Origin of the sequence: Pseudomonas viridiflava (genome assembly GCF_003702045.1) — a bacterium.
Classification (GTDB): Bacteria; Pseudomonadota; Gammaproteobacteria; order Pseudomonadales; family Pseudomonadaceae; genus Aquipseudomonas; species Aquipseudomonas viridiflava_C.
The window spans coordinates 389,441-407,570 of sequence record NZ_RBTP01000012.1 but is presented as its reverse complement, the minus strand read 5'-3'; the positions used below and the strand labels follow the sequence as shown (position 1 = coordinate 407,570).

Sequence of the window (18,130 nt, the reverse complement as noted above, 5' to 3'; positions counted from 1 at the left end):
CAGGCTTCAATCGCCTGCATCCCAAGCCCATCAATCGGGATAACCGGGCTGTCCAATATTAGGGTGCAATATTCTTCCGCCAACTTGCGGCGCATGCACGAAAACGGCATCGCTGAGCCTCCCCAGTCTGCCAACGGCCGCATTCCAGTGAGCCGAATGGTGAATGTAGCGCCAGCGCAGCATCTGCTCCTCATGATCGCTCAGCGTATACCGCCCACCGCGGGCGTAATCGATCAGCTTGTGAGCAACACCTTCCAGCTCTGGCGGCAGGCCAAGCTCCTGCGTCTCGGGAACCGGCTTGAACGGTACACCCTCATCACACGCCAATGCGTGCATCACGCGCAAATGGACGCGCGACAAGTGTCCGAACACCTGACGTTGCAAACAGACGGCCACCACGGTGCAACGCCCCCCAAACGCCGCCCTGCCAAGCGACCGGCATTGTGCATCCCATGCCTGCACACGTAACGATGCCTGGGTGTCCAGCGGGTCGATCCAGCGCGACGCGTCCATCCTGCTCAGCTCGGCGTGCGCCGCCACCCAGGTCGGGGTCGGCAGACTCTTTTTGCCTGAGTGGAGGTTGTCCAGACGCGGGCGAGTCAGCAGTACGTTCTCGTTCATCTGAGCCAGGTAGCCACCGCCAATGTCCGCATGCGCACCGGGCAGCACGATTTCCTGCGGCCAGACAGGCCGGATGCTATTGAGCGCAAAATTGCGCCGCAACTCATCGCGGGCCACCAAATGCAGCACCTGTTGGGCGCAGCCAGGCGGCAGGTAAAGATTGACGTGCCGGTTGTCTGCATCGCAGACGCTGCCCAGATCCTTCAGGCTGCCGATGGCGGCGACCGTATCGAACAGACCGATCACCTTGACGCGGACGCTGCCTGCCTTCCAGCCAAAATCATCGCTCAGACGCAGTTTTCTGCTTGCCAGTACCGGGGCCAACAGCCCTGTGGACTGTTTGAGCATCTCATTGACGAAGTGCCTGGCGGATGCAGCCCCCCGGCTGAATCCGAATACGTCCAGCTCGATAGCCTCAATGACGCATCCCGGGTTCTGTTCCGGGAATGCTCTGAGGCACGCGTCCAGTTTTTTGATCGCGCGTTCGACCTTGGCTACGACCCCGGTAGGCCCTCTACCGAAACTCTGACCTGGCCAGAGCGAGTCGCGACTGCCCGAGGTCGTTCCAACGCCACTGATATACACAGGCCAATACACTCGCAGCCCTGTTCCGTCATTGGCCGCCACCGGTTGATCTCGATACAGATCAACCAGCCGCGCAATGTTAGTCCGATCATTGCTGTAACTACTGCCGGGGTCTGCATGTCGCCCGGCGCACTCCTGTATATGACGATTGCCGTTGATTTCCATCAACGCCTGACAGTCAGCGCCAATCCGGCTATTGCAACGATTATTGCCCGTTCCATCGAAGAAGATACCGGCTCGTGCCGTGACGCGCAGTGCCGCTGCGTCTGAAACGATTGGGTGACTGTTAATACTCCCTGTATTTTTCATCTTGTTTCCGTCCTTAGAGTCGGCCACGTATAGGCAGCCTTTACATCGACAATTTATTACGTCGATATAAATAGCTTGCTCAGCGAGCACCTACAGTCAAGGGACAGAGCGGCTTTTAGGAAAACTCCTACAATAAAAAACCTAAACCACCAAATAGCAGAGTTCGATACGCCTAACTCACTCGTTATTTACCTGCAACACATCCGTTGAAGATAAAAACGGCGCCATGCAGCTTCGCCACAGACGCGTAAGCAACTATTTCGATACCGCACTCTGAGGCTTGTACCCCAGCCTCAAACCACCCCAATGCCTGCCTTTCACCATGATCGGCACCGAAAGGTCATGCATCAGTTCGCCGGTGTCCCGGGTGTAGGTCTGCAACAGGACGGGCTGCTGATGGCTGCCGCACCGAATACCGGTGCGGTCGTCGAACTTGCGTTTGCTGCGGTTTCGCGCGTTATCGACGGCAGGGTCGCCGGTCAGCGGTTGGTTGAAGGCGTTGTTGTGGGTAGGCACATAGCCTTGCTGGGTGCAGGCAATCGCGAACACCAGGCCTTCATGACGTGACAACAGCGGTTCCTGCACACCGGGCAAGACCTGATCGGTGTAACGGTCGAAACGGGTGTTGAAACGTGTCGGTGATGTGTTGGGAATCGGCTTGTACTGCCGGTCGAACAAGTCGTCGAGACTGAGGTGCCCACGTTCCACGTCGGCTTCGAAGGTTGCGGCAATCTGCCGTGCGCCCTCTTGGGCCAGGTCGTAGATACGCTGGTGGTAATCATCCAGCCCCACCTGCGCCAGACGCTGGCTAATGGTTTCGGCCTGGCCTTCCATCTGCACCGCCGACTGCGCCAGATGCCGGGTCTGCTCGTCGCTGACCGCCAGGTCGCTGCGCATGCGCTCCACCGCGACGAACAGGCTCGCCAATTGATCCTGATTGGTCTGTGCGCCGTGGGCAATTTCGCCCACCTGGCTCTCTACCTCGACCGCCAGCCGCGCGATGTTTTCAAGGTGCTGACCCGTCAGTTCCACCTGCTCGACACCGCTGTCCAGATCAGCGGACAACTGCTGAATCTGCTCAACAACCTGCGACGTGCGTTGCTGGATATCGGCAACCATCTGGCCGACCTCCTGTGTCGCGCTGGCGGTACGGCCGGCGAGCCCACGCACCTCATCGGCGACCACGGCAAACCCTCGCCCGTGCTCGCCAGCACGGGCAGCCTCGATGGCGGCGTTGAGTGCCAGCAGGTTGGTCTGGCTGGCAATGGACTGGATCACCAGCGTCACGCGCTGGATCTCCTCGCTGCGTTGATTCAACGCCTCGATCAGCTCGCGGCTGTCCACCGCGCCCCGACTGAGGCGGTGCATGCGCCGGATGGACTCATTCAACACAACGCTGCCGGCATCACTGCGCTCACGGGCCTGACTGGCGGCGCTGAGCGCCTGCTGGCTCAACTGCGCGGTCTGCCGCTCGGTCGCGATCATGACGTCGGCGCTGCTGACCACCTGCTCCGCCGCATCGAGTTGGGACTGCACTTTGCCCGCCAGCTGGCGCACGGCAAACGCCACCTGCGCGGCAGAAAGTGCATTGTGGCTGGTGGTATGGGAAAGGTCGCGAGTCAGGCGCTCGATGGCGCTGTCACCCTGCGTGGCCACCGGTACGGCAGAGTTTGCGGGCAAAAAACGTGGCAGCCAGATCAACAGGAGCGCAATGGGCGTAGCGATATAGACAGAGAGGCTGGCGAAGGCGATGGCCGCCATCAGCAGGCACAACCCTATGCTTTGCAACAAGAGGATGAATGGGCGATTTGCCACGACTGCGTTTTCGGACATGCTGCGTCACCCCAGCGTTCATTTATCGTTGTTTGTCCTCATTAAACGCCAGAAACCGGCCATCTGCCATGAGCCGTTAGTGGTAAAGAGCGACATTCACGTAAATAAATCGCAGGCACAACAAAACCGGGAGGCCATCAATGCCTCCCGGTTCGGTACAGACTGGACCGCATCACGCTCAAACCCTGGAATCAGGCCTGACGCTGGTGCTTGTCGATCTGCTCGTGGCGCTCTTGCGCTTCGATGCAATACTTGGTCGTCGGGCTGATCAGCAGACGCTTCAGGCCGATCGGCTCACCGCTGTCGTCGCACCAGCCAAAGGTGTCTTCGGCAATGCGCGACAACGCCATTTCAAGCTGAGGAAGCATGCGTTGATCGCGATCGATTACATTCACCAGCCAGTGACGCTCTTCTTCCACGGAAGCAGCGTCAGCAGGGTCTGCAGGCGTATCCAGGCTTTCGATGGCAATGCGGCTCTGCTCGATTCGCTCGTGGATTTCGACCTTCATGTTCTGCAACAGCTCGACGAAGAAAGCGTGCTGCTCGGCGTTCATGTAATCATCGGCCGGCATGGCCAGCAACTTTTCCTTTGTCATTGATTTCTCTAATAAAAAACGTGCATTGAGGAGCGGCTCAACGTTGCCGTAAAAGCGCCATCATCTCCAAGCGCCACCTGGCACTCAATTTACGAGGGGCGGCAGTCTAAGGCCGCCTCGCGCACTCGGCAACACAATTGAAGGGATTTCGACGACAATTGCGCAATAGCCCCTGAAAACCGGGCTTCAAACCCCTATCAAGCGTGCCTGGATGAGGGTCTGACCGGCACAGAACTCATCGGTTCCAGCATCTTTATAACGCACAAAAGGGCCACGAAGGCCCTTGTGTACATCGCATGCCCCTCAGCGTTTGGTCTTGCGCTTGTTGCGATACTGGTCGATTACCACCGCCACCACAATGATCAGGCCCTTGATGATGTCCTGGACGTAAGCATCCACGCCGACAAAGGTGAATCCACTGGCCATGACCCCCAGAATCAGCGCGCCGATGACGGTGCCGGTGATGCGCCCCACGCCGCCTGCCAGGCTGGTGCCGCCGATCACCGCGGCTGCGATGGCGTCCAGCTCATAAGACATGCCCATACCCGCCTGCCCGGTGGCGGCGCGTGCCGAGGCCACCACGCCGGCTAGGCCGGCCAGAAGCCCGGCGATGCTGTAGACGATGATCAGATGACGCTTGACGTTGATACCCGAGGTACGGGCCGCCTGCATGTTGCCGCCGATGGCATAGGTGTATTTGCCGTACTTGGTGTAGCGCAGTGCGATGTGGAAAATGACCGCCACTACCAGAAAAATGATGACTGGCATCGCGCCCTGCCCGATCGCCGTGTAGGAGTCCGAGAGCATGCTCACCGGCTGGCCTTCAGTGTAGAAACGCGCCAGGCCACGGGCCGAAACCATCATGCCCAGCGTGGCAATAAATGGCGGGATACCGGTGATGGCGATGATGCTGCCGTTGATCGCTCCCGCCAGCAAACCGACACCCAGCCCTACCACCACGGGGATCCAGACCGGCAGATCGGTCAGTGAGGGAAATACCGCACGGGAAAAATCCGAGGTCTGCGCCAGGCTCGCCGCAACCATCGCAGACAAGGCCAGCACCGAGCCCGACGACAAATCGATGCCGGTGGTGATGATCACCTGGGTCACACCAATGGCCAACAGACCGATGATCGAGACCTGCAGGATCATCAGCACCAAACGCTGCGAGTTAAGCAAAAAGCTTTGGTCGCGCACGATCCAGCCGAACAGTTCGAAAATCAGGCCGATGCCGATCAGCACCAGAAAAATACTCAGTTCGGTGGGCAGCCGCCGTTTGCTCTTGGTCGGCGCCAGGGCCGGTTTATTCTGCAGAATTGCGTTGCTCATGATGTTCCCCTCTTGTTCTTGTTCTGGCGTGTTCTGCTGCCGACAGTCAGCCGTGAAGACTCACTGGGCTCGATGCCCGGAAGCCAGGTGCATGACTTTTTCCTGAGTCGCCTCGCTGCGCGGCAAAATGCCCATCATTTCACCTTCATGCATGACCATGACCCGGTCGCTCATGCCCAGCACTTCCGGCAGCTCGGAGGAAATCATGATGACCGCCATGCCTTCGCTGGCCAGGAACGCGATCAGGCGATAAATCTCGGCCTTGGCGCCCACGTCGATACCGCGAGTTGGCTCGTCGAGAATCAGCACCCTGGGGTTGGTCATCAGCCAACGGGCCAGCAAGGCCTTCTGCTGATTGCCGCCAGACAACGTGTCGATGCACTGCTCCAGTGACGGCGTCTTGACCCGCAACTTCTTGCACATATCCTCGCAGAGCGCGCGCAAGGCCTTCTGCTTGACGAACCCACTGCCGGAATAATTGGCCAGCACGGCCATTTCCATGTTTTCCATCACTGAAAGACAGGGGAACAGGCCGGTCAGTTTTCGATCCTCGGTCAGCAGCGCAAAACCCAGCCCTATGGCCTGGTGCGGGTCGCCGATGCGTACCGCTGCGCCATCGAATTGAATGTCTCCCCCGTCACTGGGCGTGATGCCGAACAGGGTTTCCGCAACATTGGTGCGGCCCGAGCCCATCAGGCCGGCAATGCCGAGAATTTCCCCGGCGTGCAAGTCAAAGGACACACCCTGAAAAACCCCGTCAAGGCGCAAGTCCCGCACCGACAGCAGCAGATCGCCAATCGGTTTTTCGCGCTCCGGAAACAGCTGCGTCAGCTCACGCCCCACCATCATCGAAATCAGGCTGTCGCCGTCCATGCTGTCGGCGCGCTGCAAGCCGATGTAACAGCCGTCGCGAAACACCGCCACTTCATCGGCGATCTCGAACACCTCGTTCATCTTGTGCGTGATGTACACGATGCCTTTGCCTTGAGCCCGCAGGTCGGCAATGATCGAGAACAGGTGCGCCACTTCGGTTTCGGTGATGGCCGAGGTGGGCTCATCCATGATCAGCACATCGGAGTCATAGGAAACCGCTTTGGCGATCTCGACCATCTGCCGCTCGGCGATGCTCAGGTTGCCCACCAACTCCTCCGGATCCAGCCTGATGCGCAGGCGCTCGAGCAGTTCAGCGGTGCAGCGGAACATCTCCCGGTGATCGATCATGTGCAGGCCGTTGAGTTGCTCGCGCCCGATCCAGATGTTTTCTGCAATGCTCATGAACGGCATCAGGTTCAGCTCCTGATGGATCATGGCGATACCCGCCTTGAGCGCTGCAAGGGGCGTTTCGAACGTGACTGGCTTGCCGCGCAGGCGGATTTCACCCGCGTCAGGCTGATAGATGCCGGCAATGATTTTCATCAGGGTCGATTTGCCAGCACCATTTTCGCCCATCAGTGCCAGAACGCTGCCGGGCCGGACCCGCAATTGCACATCGTTGAGCGCAATAACGCCGGGGAAGCCTTTGCTGATATGGCTGATTTCCAGCAGGTAAGGCGATTGGGTGTCCTGGGCGTCATGGCCTGCACGACCGGAAAAAGAGTCATGCTGGGCGGGCGTGGTGGCAGTCGCTGAACCGGACATGGTGACAAGCTCCTCAAGCGACAGGCGATGGCCCGAAGGCCATCGGGCCTGTCGGCTGTTCTTATTTGAAAGAGACGACGTTTTCAGGCGTGATCAGGCGGTACGGTATGACAATGGCCTGGGTTTCAAGCTTTTCCTTCTTGGCCATCTTCACTGCCGCATCGACCGCTCCGTTGGCCTGCCCCTTGGCGTCCTGGTAGACCGAAACGGTGAGGTCGCCCTTGCTCACGGCATTCAGACCATCAGGGGTGCCGTCCACGCCTGCCACGAATACGGTGCCTTTTTTAATCCCGGCCTGTTTCAGGGCCATCGCGGCGCCAATGGCCATCTCGTCATTGTTGGCCAGAACCGCGTTGAACGCCTTGCCCTGGGTAATCCAGTCGTTGGTCAGGTCCATGCCTTTCTGACGCAGCCAGGTGCCGGTCTGCTCCTGGTCGATCTTGATGTCCGGGTATTTTTTCAGAACTTCTTTCACGCCATCGGTACGGCCTTTCGTGGAATTGTTGGCCAGGTCACCCAGCAGAATCATCACGCTGCCTTTGCCGCCCATCTTGTCGGCGATGTACTGCATCTGCAGCCGCCCCGCCTCGACATCATCGGAGGTGACGGTGGCGACGCCTTCCGGCAGTTTGAGGTCATCCGGGCGACGATTGACGTACACCAGGGGAATACCGGCGGCGACGGCAATTTTGGTGATCCTGGCGGTTGCAGCGGTGTCTACGGGGTTGACGATCAAGGCGTCGACTTTCTTTCCGATCAACTCCTGAACCTGGTCGAGCTGTTTGTTGACGTCTGCGCGGGCGTCGACGAACTGCAGCGTCACGCCATCGGGCAGCGTCTTGGCCTTGGCGCTCATGTCCTCGCGCAGGTAGGTCAGCCAAGTGTCATCGAACTGCGACATGGCCACGCCGACTTTGATATCGGCCAGTGCGGCACCGCTGCCCAGCATCAGTGCCAAGGCCAGAGCGGTAAAGCGAATCGGGGTCTTCATGAGGGTCTGTCTCCACATTCTTGTTGTTGTTAGGACTGGGTAACGAGGACGCGATGCAGCCACTTATCGTGGAAGGCGGACTCCGGTTGCACCGGGAATGCAGAACAACAGTGCGTCCTTGTGGCGCACGCACATGCCATGTGCGACAACGGTCAGGAATCGCTCCATCAAGCGGACCCAGAATGCAGTTGGGGTATTACGACTGGCGCGAGGGCCATGAGTGGGGGTTTTCATCGACAGTACCTATCTTGTTTTGTTTTTGTTGGCTTGTTTCCCATGACCTCGGCAGTGTCCGAAGGCTTGGGTGATTCGATAGTCGGTAACCTGAAAACGACTCTATTGGAAAATATTTTCCAATTCAACTAATTTTAGAATTTATTCTGTTTTTCCTTCTGGCGAACCGAAAATGCGAGAAGCCCGGCTTCCTGTTGGAGGCCGGGCTATCCGGATGCATCGATTCAACCACTCAATACGCTACAGAACGACCACACGCCCTTCATGAGCGCTCAGGCGCGCAGCGTCCATCACCACAGTCGACGCGAGGGCGTCACGAGGGTCGACCGGCACAGGTGCCTGCCCGGCCATGGCGTCCTGCAACTGGCGATAGAACGCCAGCCAGCAACCTCGCTCGGAAGGCACCCGCTCGCGATGATCACCCTGCTCGAACCACCCCCAGCGCCGATGCTCTTCAACCCCCCAACGCTCACCCTCCGACCGGGGCGTAAGACCGGCGAACGCGGCGTCCTCCTGACCGTCAAGCCCCTCGACGCTGTAGCAACCCAGCGAGCCACTGACGCGAAACCGTGGCTTGGCGGTGCTTTGCAGGCAACTCCCGGACAGGTGCGACATCACGCCATTGGCATGGGTCAGTGAAACGAAAAAGGTGTGGTCCAGCTCACTTTCCGGATTCGCGAACTGCAGTTCGGCATACACCCGCTCAACCGGGCCGAACAGCACTAACGCCTGATCCACCAGATGGCTGCCCAAGTCACGCAGCACGCCACCGCCACTGGCCTTGCCGACGGAGCGCGGCGAATAGCGCTCGATACTGGACTCGAACCGACTGATCGAGCCCAGCACCTGGTTGTCGATCAACTTGCGCACGGTCAGAAAATCCGAGTCCCAGCGCCGATTCTGATAGACGCTGAGCAGCACGCCGCGCCGCTCGGCCGCCTCGATCAGTTCCAGAGCCTGGGCTGCGTCGTGAGCGAAGGGTTTGTCGCTCACCACGCCCACTCCCCTTTCGATCGCCTCCAGTATCAAGGCGCGTCGCGAGGCCAGAGGCGTGGAAATGACCACCACATCCACCCCGGCTGCTACCAGATCAGCCAGCGTATCGAACGTCGCCACGCCGGGATGATCCTTGGCCACTTCCTGCCTGCGTTCAGGTGAACGGGTCACCACCCCCACGAAGGTCGCACCGGGCAGACTCGATATCAGCGTCGCATGAAAATAGCGCCCTCCCTTGCCGTAGCCCACCAGTCCTGCTCGCATGGCTTTCTCCTGTTCAGCAATAGCCAGTCAACGTGCCGCCTTTATAGAAGCACCTGCCCCGGACCGCAATCGATCAGCTGTAAAACGCCGGACGCAGCTCCAGGCTGACCGGTACGATCGCCCCACTGTTCTGAGCCTCGATGCACGCATCGGCAGCCACCGCCGCGCAGTAACCGTCCCAGGCTGAAGGCCCATTGATAGTGCCTGCCTTGACGGCATCGATGAACGCCTGCAACTCCACGTCATAGGCGGCAATGAAGCGGTCCTTCCAGTCCATCAGGATGGCATTGGACAGCTTGGCCTCACTGCGCAACTGGACCTGTGACGGCTCCGGCAGTTTGGCAATTCCGGTTTCGCCGACCACTTCGCACTGAATGTCGTAGCCATACTGGCAGTTGACGAAAACCTCGACGTCGATGCGTGTTCCTCTAGCCGTTTCCAGCATCACGATCTGCGGGTCGCGCAAGTGGGCCAGCGCCTTGCTGGTCTTGCGCGCAAACACCACCTGCACCGACACGTAGTCATCGTTGAGCAGCCAGCGCAGTACGTCGAGTTCGTGAATCAGCGTGTCGGTAATGGCCATATCGGTCTTGTAGTTTTCGCCGACGCGCGGGTTGCGATGAGCGCAATGCAGCATCAGCGGCTCACCGATCTGACCGCTGTCGATCACCGCCTTGAGGGCACGATAACCCTGATCGTAGGGACGCATGAAACCGACCTGGACCAGACGCCTGCCACTGGCAATTTCAGCTTCCACAATGTGGCGGCAGCCGGCTGCTGTCACCGCCAGAGGCTTTTCACAGAACACCGGTTTACCCGCGGCGATGGCCGCCAGCACATACTCTTCGTGGGTCGCCCCCCATGAGCAGATCAGCACCGCCTCGACATCGGGCGCGGCGATCAGCGCATGGCCGTCGGCATACACCTCGGCGCTGATGCCCAAATCGCTCACCACGCTCGCTGCCTGCTCCAGATTGATGTCGGTCACGGCCACGACCTGACTGCCGAGCAAAGTTTGGCTGCACCGCCGGATATGATCCTGACCGATTGCGCCTGTACCGATCACGCCTAGTTTCAACGTCATTTCACTGTCCTGTACGAATGATTGTTCTTGTTGGAATACAGCCGGTAAGAATCCGGTAATCAGTACTGGCGAGCCTTGGCCAACTGCTGATCGAGCCGCTGACGGGCCTGGGTTGTCGCGTCGCTGGTCGATACTTGCGCCACGCCGACCCGCCACCACGACAGGTAGTTGTGAATCATGGTCTTGGGCAGCACCTTGATATCAATCAGGGTCGAGACAGTCTGGTGCCTGGCGTCCAGCAGCGCATCGCGCAGTTGTTCAGCGGTGCTCACCTTGTAGGTCTTGCAGCCATAGGCTGCAGCACTCATGGCGAAGTCCACCGGCACGAAGTCGCCATCGAGCTGGCCGGTCTGCTCGTTGCGAAACCGGAATTCGGTGCCGAAACTGTTCATGCCGTTGCCCATCTGCAGGTTGTTGATGCAACCGAACGTCATGTTGTCCAACAGCACGATGTTGATCTTGCGCCGTTCCTGAATCGAGGTCGCCAGCTCTGAATGCAGCATCATGTACGAGCCATCGCCCACCAGCGCGAACACCTCCCGATAGGGCTGTGCGAGCTTGACACCCAGCGCGGCATTGACCTCATAACCCATGCACGAATAGCCATACTCGACATGGTAGGTATCCACACCGGTGCTGCGCCACGCACGCTGCAGATCGCCGGGCAGACTGCCCGCCGCAGCGACGATGACCGCATCTTCCGGCAGGTGATGATTGAGAACGCCCAGTACCCGGCTTTGTGTCAGGCAAGAGCCGGTCAGCTCAATGAATTCACGCAGCACGGCCGGGTCCATGTGGTCGTCGATTTCCGGGGCAAAGTCCTCGCTCCGGTAATCGATGGCATAGAGCCGGTCGACCTCGGCCTCCAGCTCGGCTTTGGCTGCCTTCGGTGCATCGCCCCACGCAGCTTGAAAGTCGAGGTGTGCCAATGATTCAGTCAGCGCCTGCAAGGCCACTTGGGCGTCAGCCAATACCTGCACGCCGTCCAGTTTCTGCACATCGAACGCACCCACGTTGAGGTTGAGAAACTGCACCTGCGGGTTCTGAAACAGCCATTTGGAAGCTGTGGTGAAGTCGCTGTAACGCGTGCCGACGCCAATGATCAGGTCAGCCTCTTTCGCCAGCCGATTGGCCGCGACCGTGCCGGTTTCGCCAATGCCGCCCATGTTCAACGGATGCGCCGACACCACAGCGCTTTTACCCGCCTGGGTTTCCGCGAAGGGAATGCCGAAGCGTTCGGCAAACGCCAGCAACGCCTGTGCCGCGCCGGAATACCGCACACCTCCACCACAGATCAGCAGCGGTTTGCGCTTGCTCGATAATAAAGCCACGGCGTCGTCGAGCATGGCCTTGCTCGGAGGGCGGCGGTCGATACGGTGTACCCGTTTTTGCAGAAAACTGTCCGGGTAATCCCAGGCTTCGGCCTGCACGTCCTGAGGCAGTGAAAGAGTCACGGCGCCGGTGTCGGCCGGGTCGGTCAGCACGCGCATGGCATTGAGAGCGGCGCTCATCAACTGCTCGGGACGATTGATCCGGTCCCAGTATTTGCTGACGGCCTTGAACGCGTCGTTGGTGCTGATGCTCAGGTCATGAAATTGTTCGATCTGTTGCAGCACCGGGTCTGGCTGGCGGCTGGCGTAGACATCGCCCGGCAACAGTAGCAGCGGAATGCGGTTGGCCGACGCGGTGGCGGCAGCGGTGATCATGTTGGCTGCCCCCGGCCCCACAGACGAGGTGCAAGCGTAAATCTTGCGACGCAGATGCTGCTTGGCAAAGCCGATGGCTGCGTGGCACATGCCCTGTTCGTTGCGCCCCTGATGGACCACCAGCGCACCGCTGTCCTGCTCCAGGGCTTGCCCCAGACCCAGCACGTTGCCATGCCCGAAGATGGTGAACACGCCGGCCACGAATTTGCTCTGCACGCCGTCGATTTCGACGTACTGGTTATCCAGAAACTTCACCAGAGCCTGGGCCATGGTCAGTCGGGTAGTACTCATGCTCGCACCTTGTTGTTGTTTGAGGTGGAAGGTGTTGCTGTGCCTCTGATACGCGCCAAGTGGCTCGTTTGCGAGCACGCTCGCGCTTACGGTGTCTCTGTGTGCTGCAAGACTGCGCGGCCTCGAAGACGCTGTGACGCCTATCGAATGCCCGCAGTGCTGCAACACACCGGACTATTTGGCCGTCGGCATGCTGAACTCCGCGCCCTTGGCGATGCTGTCCGGCCAGCGCTGCATCACGCTTTTGTAGCGGCTGTAGAAACGCAGGCCTTCCTCGCCGTAGGCGTGGTGATCGCCGAACAGCGAGCGTTTCCAGCCACCGAATGAGTGCCAGGCCATCGGCACCGGAATTGGCACATTGATGCCGACCATTCCCACCTTGATGGAGCGGGTAAACGCGCGCGCCACGCCGCCGTCGCTGGTGAAACACGACACGCCGTTGCCAAACTCGTGGGCGTTGATCAGCTCCACCGCGCTGGCGAAATCGGGCACATGCACGATACCCAGCACCGGCCCGAAGATTTCTTCCTTGTAGATCTGCATCGCTGGCGTGACGTGATCGAACAGGGTCGCGCCGACGAAAAACCCCTGCTCGGCGCCCGGCACCTTGAAGTGACGCCCATCGACGATCAGCTTCGCGCCCTCTTTGACGCCCTGATCGATATAGCCTTCGACCTTGGCCTTGTGCACGGCCGTGACCAGTGGCCCCATGTCGGAATCGGCGTTCATGCCATTGCCGACCTTCAGCTTATCGATGCGCGGCAGCAGCGTGTCGATCAACGCCTGGCCGACATCACCGACCACCACGGCAATGGAAATCGCCATGCAGCGCTCACCCGCCGAACCAAAGGCCGCACCGATCAGCGCGTCGGCCGCCTGGTCCAGGTCGGCATCGGGCATGACGATCATGTGGTTCTTGGCACCGCCCAGCGCCTGCACGCGCTTGCCGTGTGCGGTGCCCTGCTGGTAGATGTACTCGGCAATCGGGGTGGAGCCTACGAACGACATGGCTTCGATGTCCGGGTGTTGCAGCAGCGCATCCACGGCCACCTTGTCGCCCTGCACCACGTTGAAAACGCCATCGGGCAGACCGGCTTCCTTCAATAGGCGCGCCATCAACAGACTGGCCGACGGGTCGCGTTCGGACGGCTTGAGAATGAAACAGTTGCCGGTGACCAACGCCATCGGAATCATCCACAGCGGCACCATCACCGGAAAGTTGAACGGCGTGACCCCGGCACAGACGCCGAGCGGCTGACGCAGGTTCCAGTTGTCGATGCCACCCCCGATGTTGTCGCTGAAATCGCTCTTGAGCAGGCTCGGCGCACCGCAGGCAAACTCAACGATCTCGATGCCGCGTACCACCTCACCCCGTGCATCCGACAGCACCTTGCCGTGCTCACGACAGATGATCTGCGCCAGCTCGTCGTGGTGACGGTCCAGCAATTCCTTGAACTTGAACATCACCCGGGCGCGGCGCAACGAAGATTGATCGGCCCAGGCAGGGAATGCCGCTTTCGCTGAAGCGACCGCTTCGTCGACCGTCTTTAGGCTGGCCAACGCTACACGCGCCTGAACACTGCCGAGTGCCGGATTGAACACATCGCTGAAGCGCTCGCCATCGCCGTCATGCACCTGCCCGTTGATGTAGTGGCCGATCACCGGTGAATCGCTCATCTGACTGACTCCACATAAAAGAAAGAATTAAAGTTCCAGCAGCCAACTGTGCTGCGGATCGTTATGGAACTGCCAGGCACGCGTCGGACCGGCCATCACGTTGAGGTAATAGGATTCATAGCCGTATGGCACCGTGACCGGGTGGTAACCTTTGGGCACGACCACCAGGTCGCTGTTTTCCACGGCCATTGCCTGATCGATGCTGCGGTCGTCGGTGTAGACGCGCTGAAACACATACCCCTGGGGCGGGTTCACCTGGTGGTAATAGGTTTCTTCGAGAAAGCTTTCGTGGGGCAGATTGTCCAGGTCGTGTTTGTGCGGCGGGTAACTGGAGGAGTGCCCGGAGGGCGTGCGCACCTCGACCACCAACAGCGAGTGCGCCACTTCAGTGTCCGGCAGAATGTCGCACACGTAGCGGGTATTGGCGTTCTTGCCGCGCACGCTGCGCTTCATGCTGTCGGGGGTGATCAGCCGCGCAGGAACGCGCTTGGTGCCGTCCCCGGGTGCGGCGCAGACGGCCAGATGCGCAGGCCCAAGCGCCGTGAAATGCGCCTGGCTGTTGGGCGGCAGGTAGACCGCGAACGGGGATTTTTCTTCGAACACCGAATGCCGGTCGCCGATGTTTTCCCAATTGAACGCGCCCTGTCCCGGCGCCTCGCCACTCACACTGGCGTGTCCGGCCAGCAGCACCACACACAATTCGTTTTCACCGGCACTCAGAGGCAACCGTTCGCCCGCTTCGAGACGGTAGGCCGAAAACCCCACGTACTCGAGCACACCGTGGGGCAATGCCACCACGTCCCGCCCCTGAGCCTCGCTTTTGATCAACAGATTCATTGTCCAGTCCTCTTTATCGAGCATCGGCCAGCAGTTGGCGCAGCGTGTCGTAGCCTTTCTTGGCGTAGACATAGCTGGGCGCGACCGCCGGATCCTGTTCGGCCTCGACCACCAGCCAGCCTGTGTAGTCGGCCTGCAACAGCACGTTCAGCAGCGCCGAGAAATCAATGTCGCCATCACCCGGTACGGTGAACGTACCGTTGATGATGCAATCCGGAAAACTCCAGAGATTATTACGCGCCAATTGCACAACCGGCTTGCGCACGTCCTTGAAATGCACGTGGCAGACGCGATCAATGTGTCGGGTTAACACGGCAAGCGGCTCGCCGCCCCCCATGTAGCAGTGACCCGAATCGAACAGCAGGCCGACCTCGCTGCCGGTCAACGCCATCAAGCGATCAATGTCCTGCGGCGATTCGATGTAGGCACCCATATGATGGTGATACGCCAGACGCACGCCGTGCGACAGGGTGAAACGAGCCAGTTCGGTGAGTTTGTCGGCATAGTTATGCCAGGCCTCGTCGGTGTGGAAGCGCGGGCGCTCAACCAGCGCAATGCGCTGGCCCTGGATCGAATCGGCCACTTCGCCGTACACCAGCACCGACGCGCCGTTTTCGGCAAGCAGTTGCACATGGGAGGCGATGGCTTCGATCTCCTCCGCCACAGAGCGACGGGCCAGTCGACTCGAATACCAGCCCGACACCAGCGCCAGCCCATAAGGGCGCAGCACATCGCCGACGCCTTTGGCGTCCTTGGGAAATTTTCCGTTGAGTTCGAATCCTTCGTAGCCGATGGCTTTGCCTTCGCTCAGCGCAGTACTCAGCGGCGTTTCACCGCCCAGCGCGGGCAGGTCATCGTTGCTCCAGGAAATCGGGTTGATGCCGATGCGGATGTTGGATACGGAAGCGGGCATGGCTGGACCTTTTTTGTTGTTATCACGGCGTCAATGACGTTTGAATTCAGGCGCGGCTTTCGCGCCAGGACTCAATCAACCAGTTGAACGTGCTCTGCACCCTGGCCACCAGGGTCGCGTCATCGATTTCCCTGGCCATCCAGGCCCGGCTCGGTTCGCGAAAGATCGTCCTGCCGACGGCAAAACCCTGACAGGTGCGGCTATGGCGTGCTGCGGCAAATCCCGCCGCCAGGCTTTCGACGGGCGCATTCAGGCCCAGCAGCACAACACCCCGGCAATACGGATCACGCGCTTCGATCAAGGCATCCAGCTGCTGCCAGACCTCGGCAGTCTGCGCTTCGATCTTCCACCACGCAGGATAGATGCCCAGGTTGTACAAACGCTTCAGAGCACGCAGCATGACGTCGGGATAGGTCGAGGGGTGATCCTTGGGCGGGATGATTTCAAGCAGCAGTTCGTGACCACTGACTTTCGAAGCCTCATACAGCGCCTTGATCTGCGCTTCCTGTTCGAGGCGCAGCATCGGCTCGTCATCGGGGTGGTATTGCACCAGGCACTTGATTATTTGCTCCTGCGGCCAGTTGATCAGGTTGCTACCAATTGATCGGCCATGTTCGAACGCCAACGGTCTGGAGCCCTGGATTTCCACTGGGCGCGCCACCCACCAGCCGCGACCCGTGGCAGCGTTGAGCGCGTCCTGACCAAAGCGCTGATCGGCCAGCAGCCCGACATCGGCCTCGACACCCCGTGTGCGCAAATCGTTTTCGACCCGCTCCACCGCCTGTACGAACAGTTGTTTGATCTGCCCGATGGCGCTCAGGTCTCGACCCGCCTGCTGGGCCAGTTCAACCAGTTGCCCGCGATGGTCGAAGGCGAAGATAAACAGTTGTCGCCATTGCCGGCGCGCGGTGCTGACTTGATGCAACCGCTGCAAGCCCACGTCCTGATCCGGCCGGGTAACCGGTTGTTCACTGTCGAACAGATACTCAAGCTCGGCAGGCGTCGGCATGGCGGGCGCGCAGGCGTGGCGCGACACCACCAGCCCGCCACACGCATTAGCCAACTGACAGCAACGCTCGTCGCTGGCATCTTTGAGCCAGCCACTGAGGAAACCGGACATGAACGCGTCGCCCGCCCCCAATACGTTAAGCACTTCGACCCGTACGCCGGGGTAGATTGCGCCGTCTTCAAGACGCGCCGGAATCGCTCCGTGAATGACCGTACACCCTTGCGGACCGAGCTTGACCACCAGCGTTGCGGCAGTGAGCCCACGCACCGTGCGCAGGGCGGTGAGCAGATCCTCGGATCCTCCGGCAATGAGGAATTCTTCTTCGGTACCGACGATCAGGTCGAAGCGCGGCAAGATGCGCTGAACATGCTGGCTGACGTTCTGATCGGCGACAAAGCGCGTCTCGCCGTCGGCCTTGCCGGCCAGCCCCCAGAGCACCGGGCGGTAATCGATATCCAGGACCCGATGTACCTGGTGTTTTTCCGCATAGTCGAGGGCCTGCATGCTGGCCTTGAACACCTGATCGGTGGAGAAATGGGTCCCAGTAATAAGGAGCGCCTTGCTGGAGGCGATCTGCTGCTCATCGATGTCGTCGGCGCGCAGGGCCATGTCGGCGCAATTTTCGCGGTAGAAGACCAGCGGAAATGTTTCGCGATCTTTCAATCCCAGCAGCACCATTGCGGTAAGACGCTCGGGGTCGCGTTTGATTGCACTGACATCGCAGCCTTCACGGGCAAGGGATTCGACCAGAAAACGCCCCATGTGGTCGTCGCCGACGCGACTGAGCATGGCCGATCTCAAACCCAATCGTGCAGTGCCGAACGCGATGTTGGCCGAAGAGCCGCCCAGGTACTTAGCGAAACTGGAAACGTCTTCCAGGCGAGCGCCCACCTGCTGCGCATAAAGATCGACGCCCAGTCGCCCAAGACAAATAAGATCCAACGGACGCCCGGAAGCAAAGCGTGTCTGGCCCATGATGGCTCCTGTTATTTTTATCAGCCTGCACTGCATGCATCGGGTGCGCACAATGCCTTTGTGACCTCAGCCTAAAACGTCCTGCAGGATCAATCAATATTTATTCTATAATTTTTTGACGTAGAATATTTTTTCCATAAGCTATTGCAAGTGCTGGCGCGCAGGCCGGGCAGGTGCGATATAGTGCCCAATCCTGCCAGATGCAGATTTTAGTGCCGGGGCCTATCCATGAGCCGCTTCCC

13 protein-coding genes are annotated in these 18,130 nt (G+C 59.8%); all 13 read right to left on the bottom strand.

Annotated features, from left to right (window positions below; translation table 11 throughout):
* Positions 1-30 precede the first annotated feature (30 nt).
* Complete coding sequence (locus tag ALP40_RS03920; protein WP_122206969.1) at positions 31-1,515, bottom strand: DUF2235 domain-containing protein; 1,485 nt, start codon at positions 1,513-1,515, stop codon at positions 31-33.
* Positions 1,516-1,770: 255 nt separating this feature from the next.
* Positions 1,771-2,883, bottom strand: a complete 1,113-nt coding sequence (locus ALP40_RS03915; protein WP_409077502.1) for a methyl-accepting chemotaxis protein — start codon at positions 2,881-2,883, stop codon at positions 1,771-1,773.
* Positions 2,884-3,539: 656 nt separating this feature from the next.
* Positions 3,540-3,944, bottom strand: coding sequence for a TraR/DksA C4-type zinc finger protein (locus tag ALP40_RS03910; RefSeq protein WP_004883780.1), 405 nt, complete (start codon positions 3,942-3,944; stop codon positions 3,540-3,542).
* 303 nt (positions 3,945-4,247) lie between these two features.
* Positions 4,248-5,273, bottom strand: coding sequence for an ABC transporter permease (locus ALP40_RS03905; RefSeq protein ID WP_122206967.1), 1,026 nt, complete (start codon positions 5,271-5,273; stop codon positions 4,248-4,250).
* Between the two features lie 60 nt (positions 5,274-5,333).
* Positions 5,334-6,911 carry a sugar ABC transporter ATP-binding protein gene (locus ALP40_RS03900; RefSeq protein ID WP_122206966.1) on the bottom strand — a complete coding sequence of 526 codons (1,578 nt, stop codon included), beginning with the start codon at positions 6,909-6,911 and terminating at the stop codon, positions 5,334-5,336.
* A 61-nt stretch (positions 6,912-6,972) separates the two neighbouring features.
* The gene (locus ALP40_RS03895; protein WP_122206965.1) at positions 6,973-7,902 is read right to left on the bottom strand and encodes a sugar ABC transporter substrate-binding protein; all 930 of its coding nucleotides are present in this window, start codon (positions 7,900-7,902) and stop codon (positions 6,973-6,975) included.
* Positions 7,903-8,376: 474 nt separating this feature from the next.
* Positions 8,377-9,396: a Gfo/Idh/MocA family protein gene (locus ALP40_RS03890; protein WP_122206964.1), complete on the bottom strand. Its 1,020-nt coding sequence runs from the start codon at positions 9,394-9,396 to the stop codon at positions 8,377-8,379.
* Positions 9,397-9,469: 73 nt separating this feature from the next.
* Complete coding sequence (locus ALP40_RS03885) at positions 9,470-10,480, bottom strand: Gfo/Idh/MocA family protein (protein ID WP_122206963.1); 1,011 nt, start codon at positions 10,478-10,480, stop codon at positions 9,470-9,472.
* A gap of 59 nt (positions 10,481-10,539) precedes the next feature.
* Positions 10,540-12,477: a 3D-(3,5/4)-trihydroxycyclohexane-1,2-dione acylhydrolase (decyclizing) gene (iolD, locus tag ALP40_RS03880; RefSeq protein ID WP_122206962.1), complete on the bottom strand. Its 1,938-nt coding sequence runs from the start codon at positions 12,475-12,477 to the stop codon at positions 10,540-10,542.
* Between the two features lie 174 nt (positions 12,478-12,651).
* Positions 12,652-14,154: a CoA-acylating methylmalonate-semialdehyde dehydrogenase gene (locus ALP40_RS03875; RefSeq protein ID WP_122206961.1), complete on the bottom strand. Its 1,503-nt coding sequence runs from the start codon at positions 14,152-14,154 to the stop codon at positions 12,652-12,654.
* Positions 14,155-14,181: 27 nt separating this feature from the next.
* Positions 14,182-14,991 carry a 5-deoxy-glucuronate isomerase gene (gene iolB / locus ALP40_RS03870; RefSeq protein WP_122206960.1) on the bottom strand — a complete coding sequence of 270 codons (810 nt, stop codon included), beginning with the start codon at positions 14,989-14,991 and terminating at the stop codon, positions 14,182-14,184.
* A gap of 13 nt (positions 14,992-15,004) precedes the next feature.
* A complete protein-coding gene (gene iolE, locus ALP40_RS03865; protein WP_122206959.1) occupies positions 15,005-15,904 on the bottom strand; it encodes a myo-inosose-2 dehydratase in 900 nt (299 codons plus the stop codon).
* A gap of 46 nt (positions 15,905-15,950) precedes the next feature.
* Entirely contained in the window at positions 15,951-17,888 is a 1,938-nt protein-coding gene (iolC, locus tag ALP40_RS03860) for a bifunctional 5-dehydro-2-deoxygluconokinase/5-dehydro-2-deoxyphosphogluconate aldolase (protein WP_122206958.1), read from the bottom strand.
* Positions 17,889-18,130: the final 242 nt, after the last annotated feature.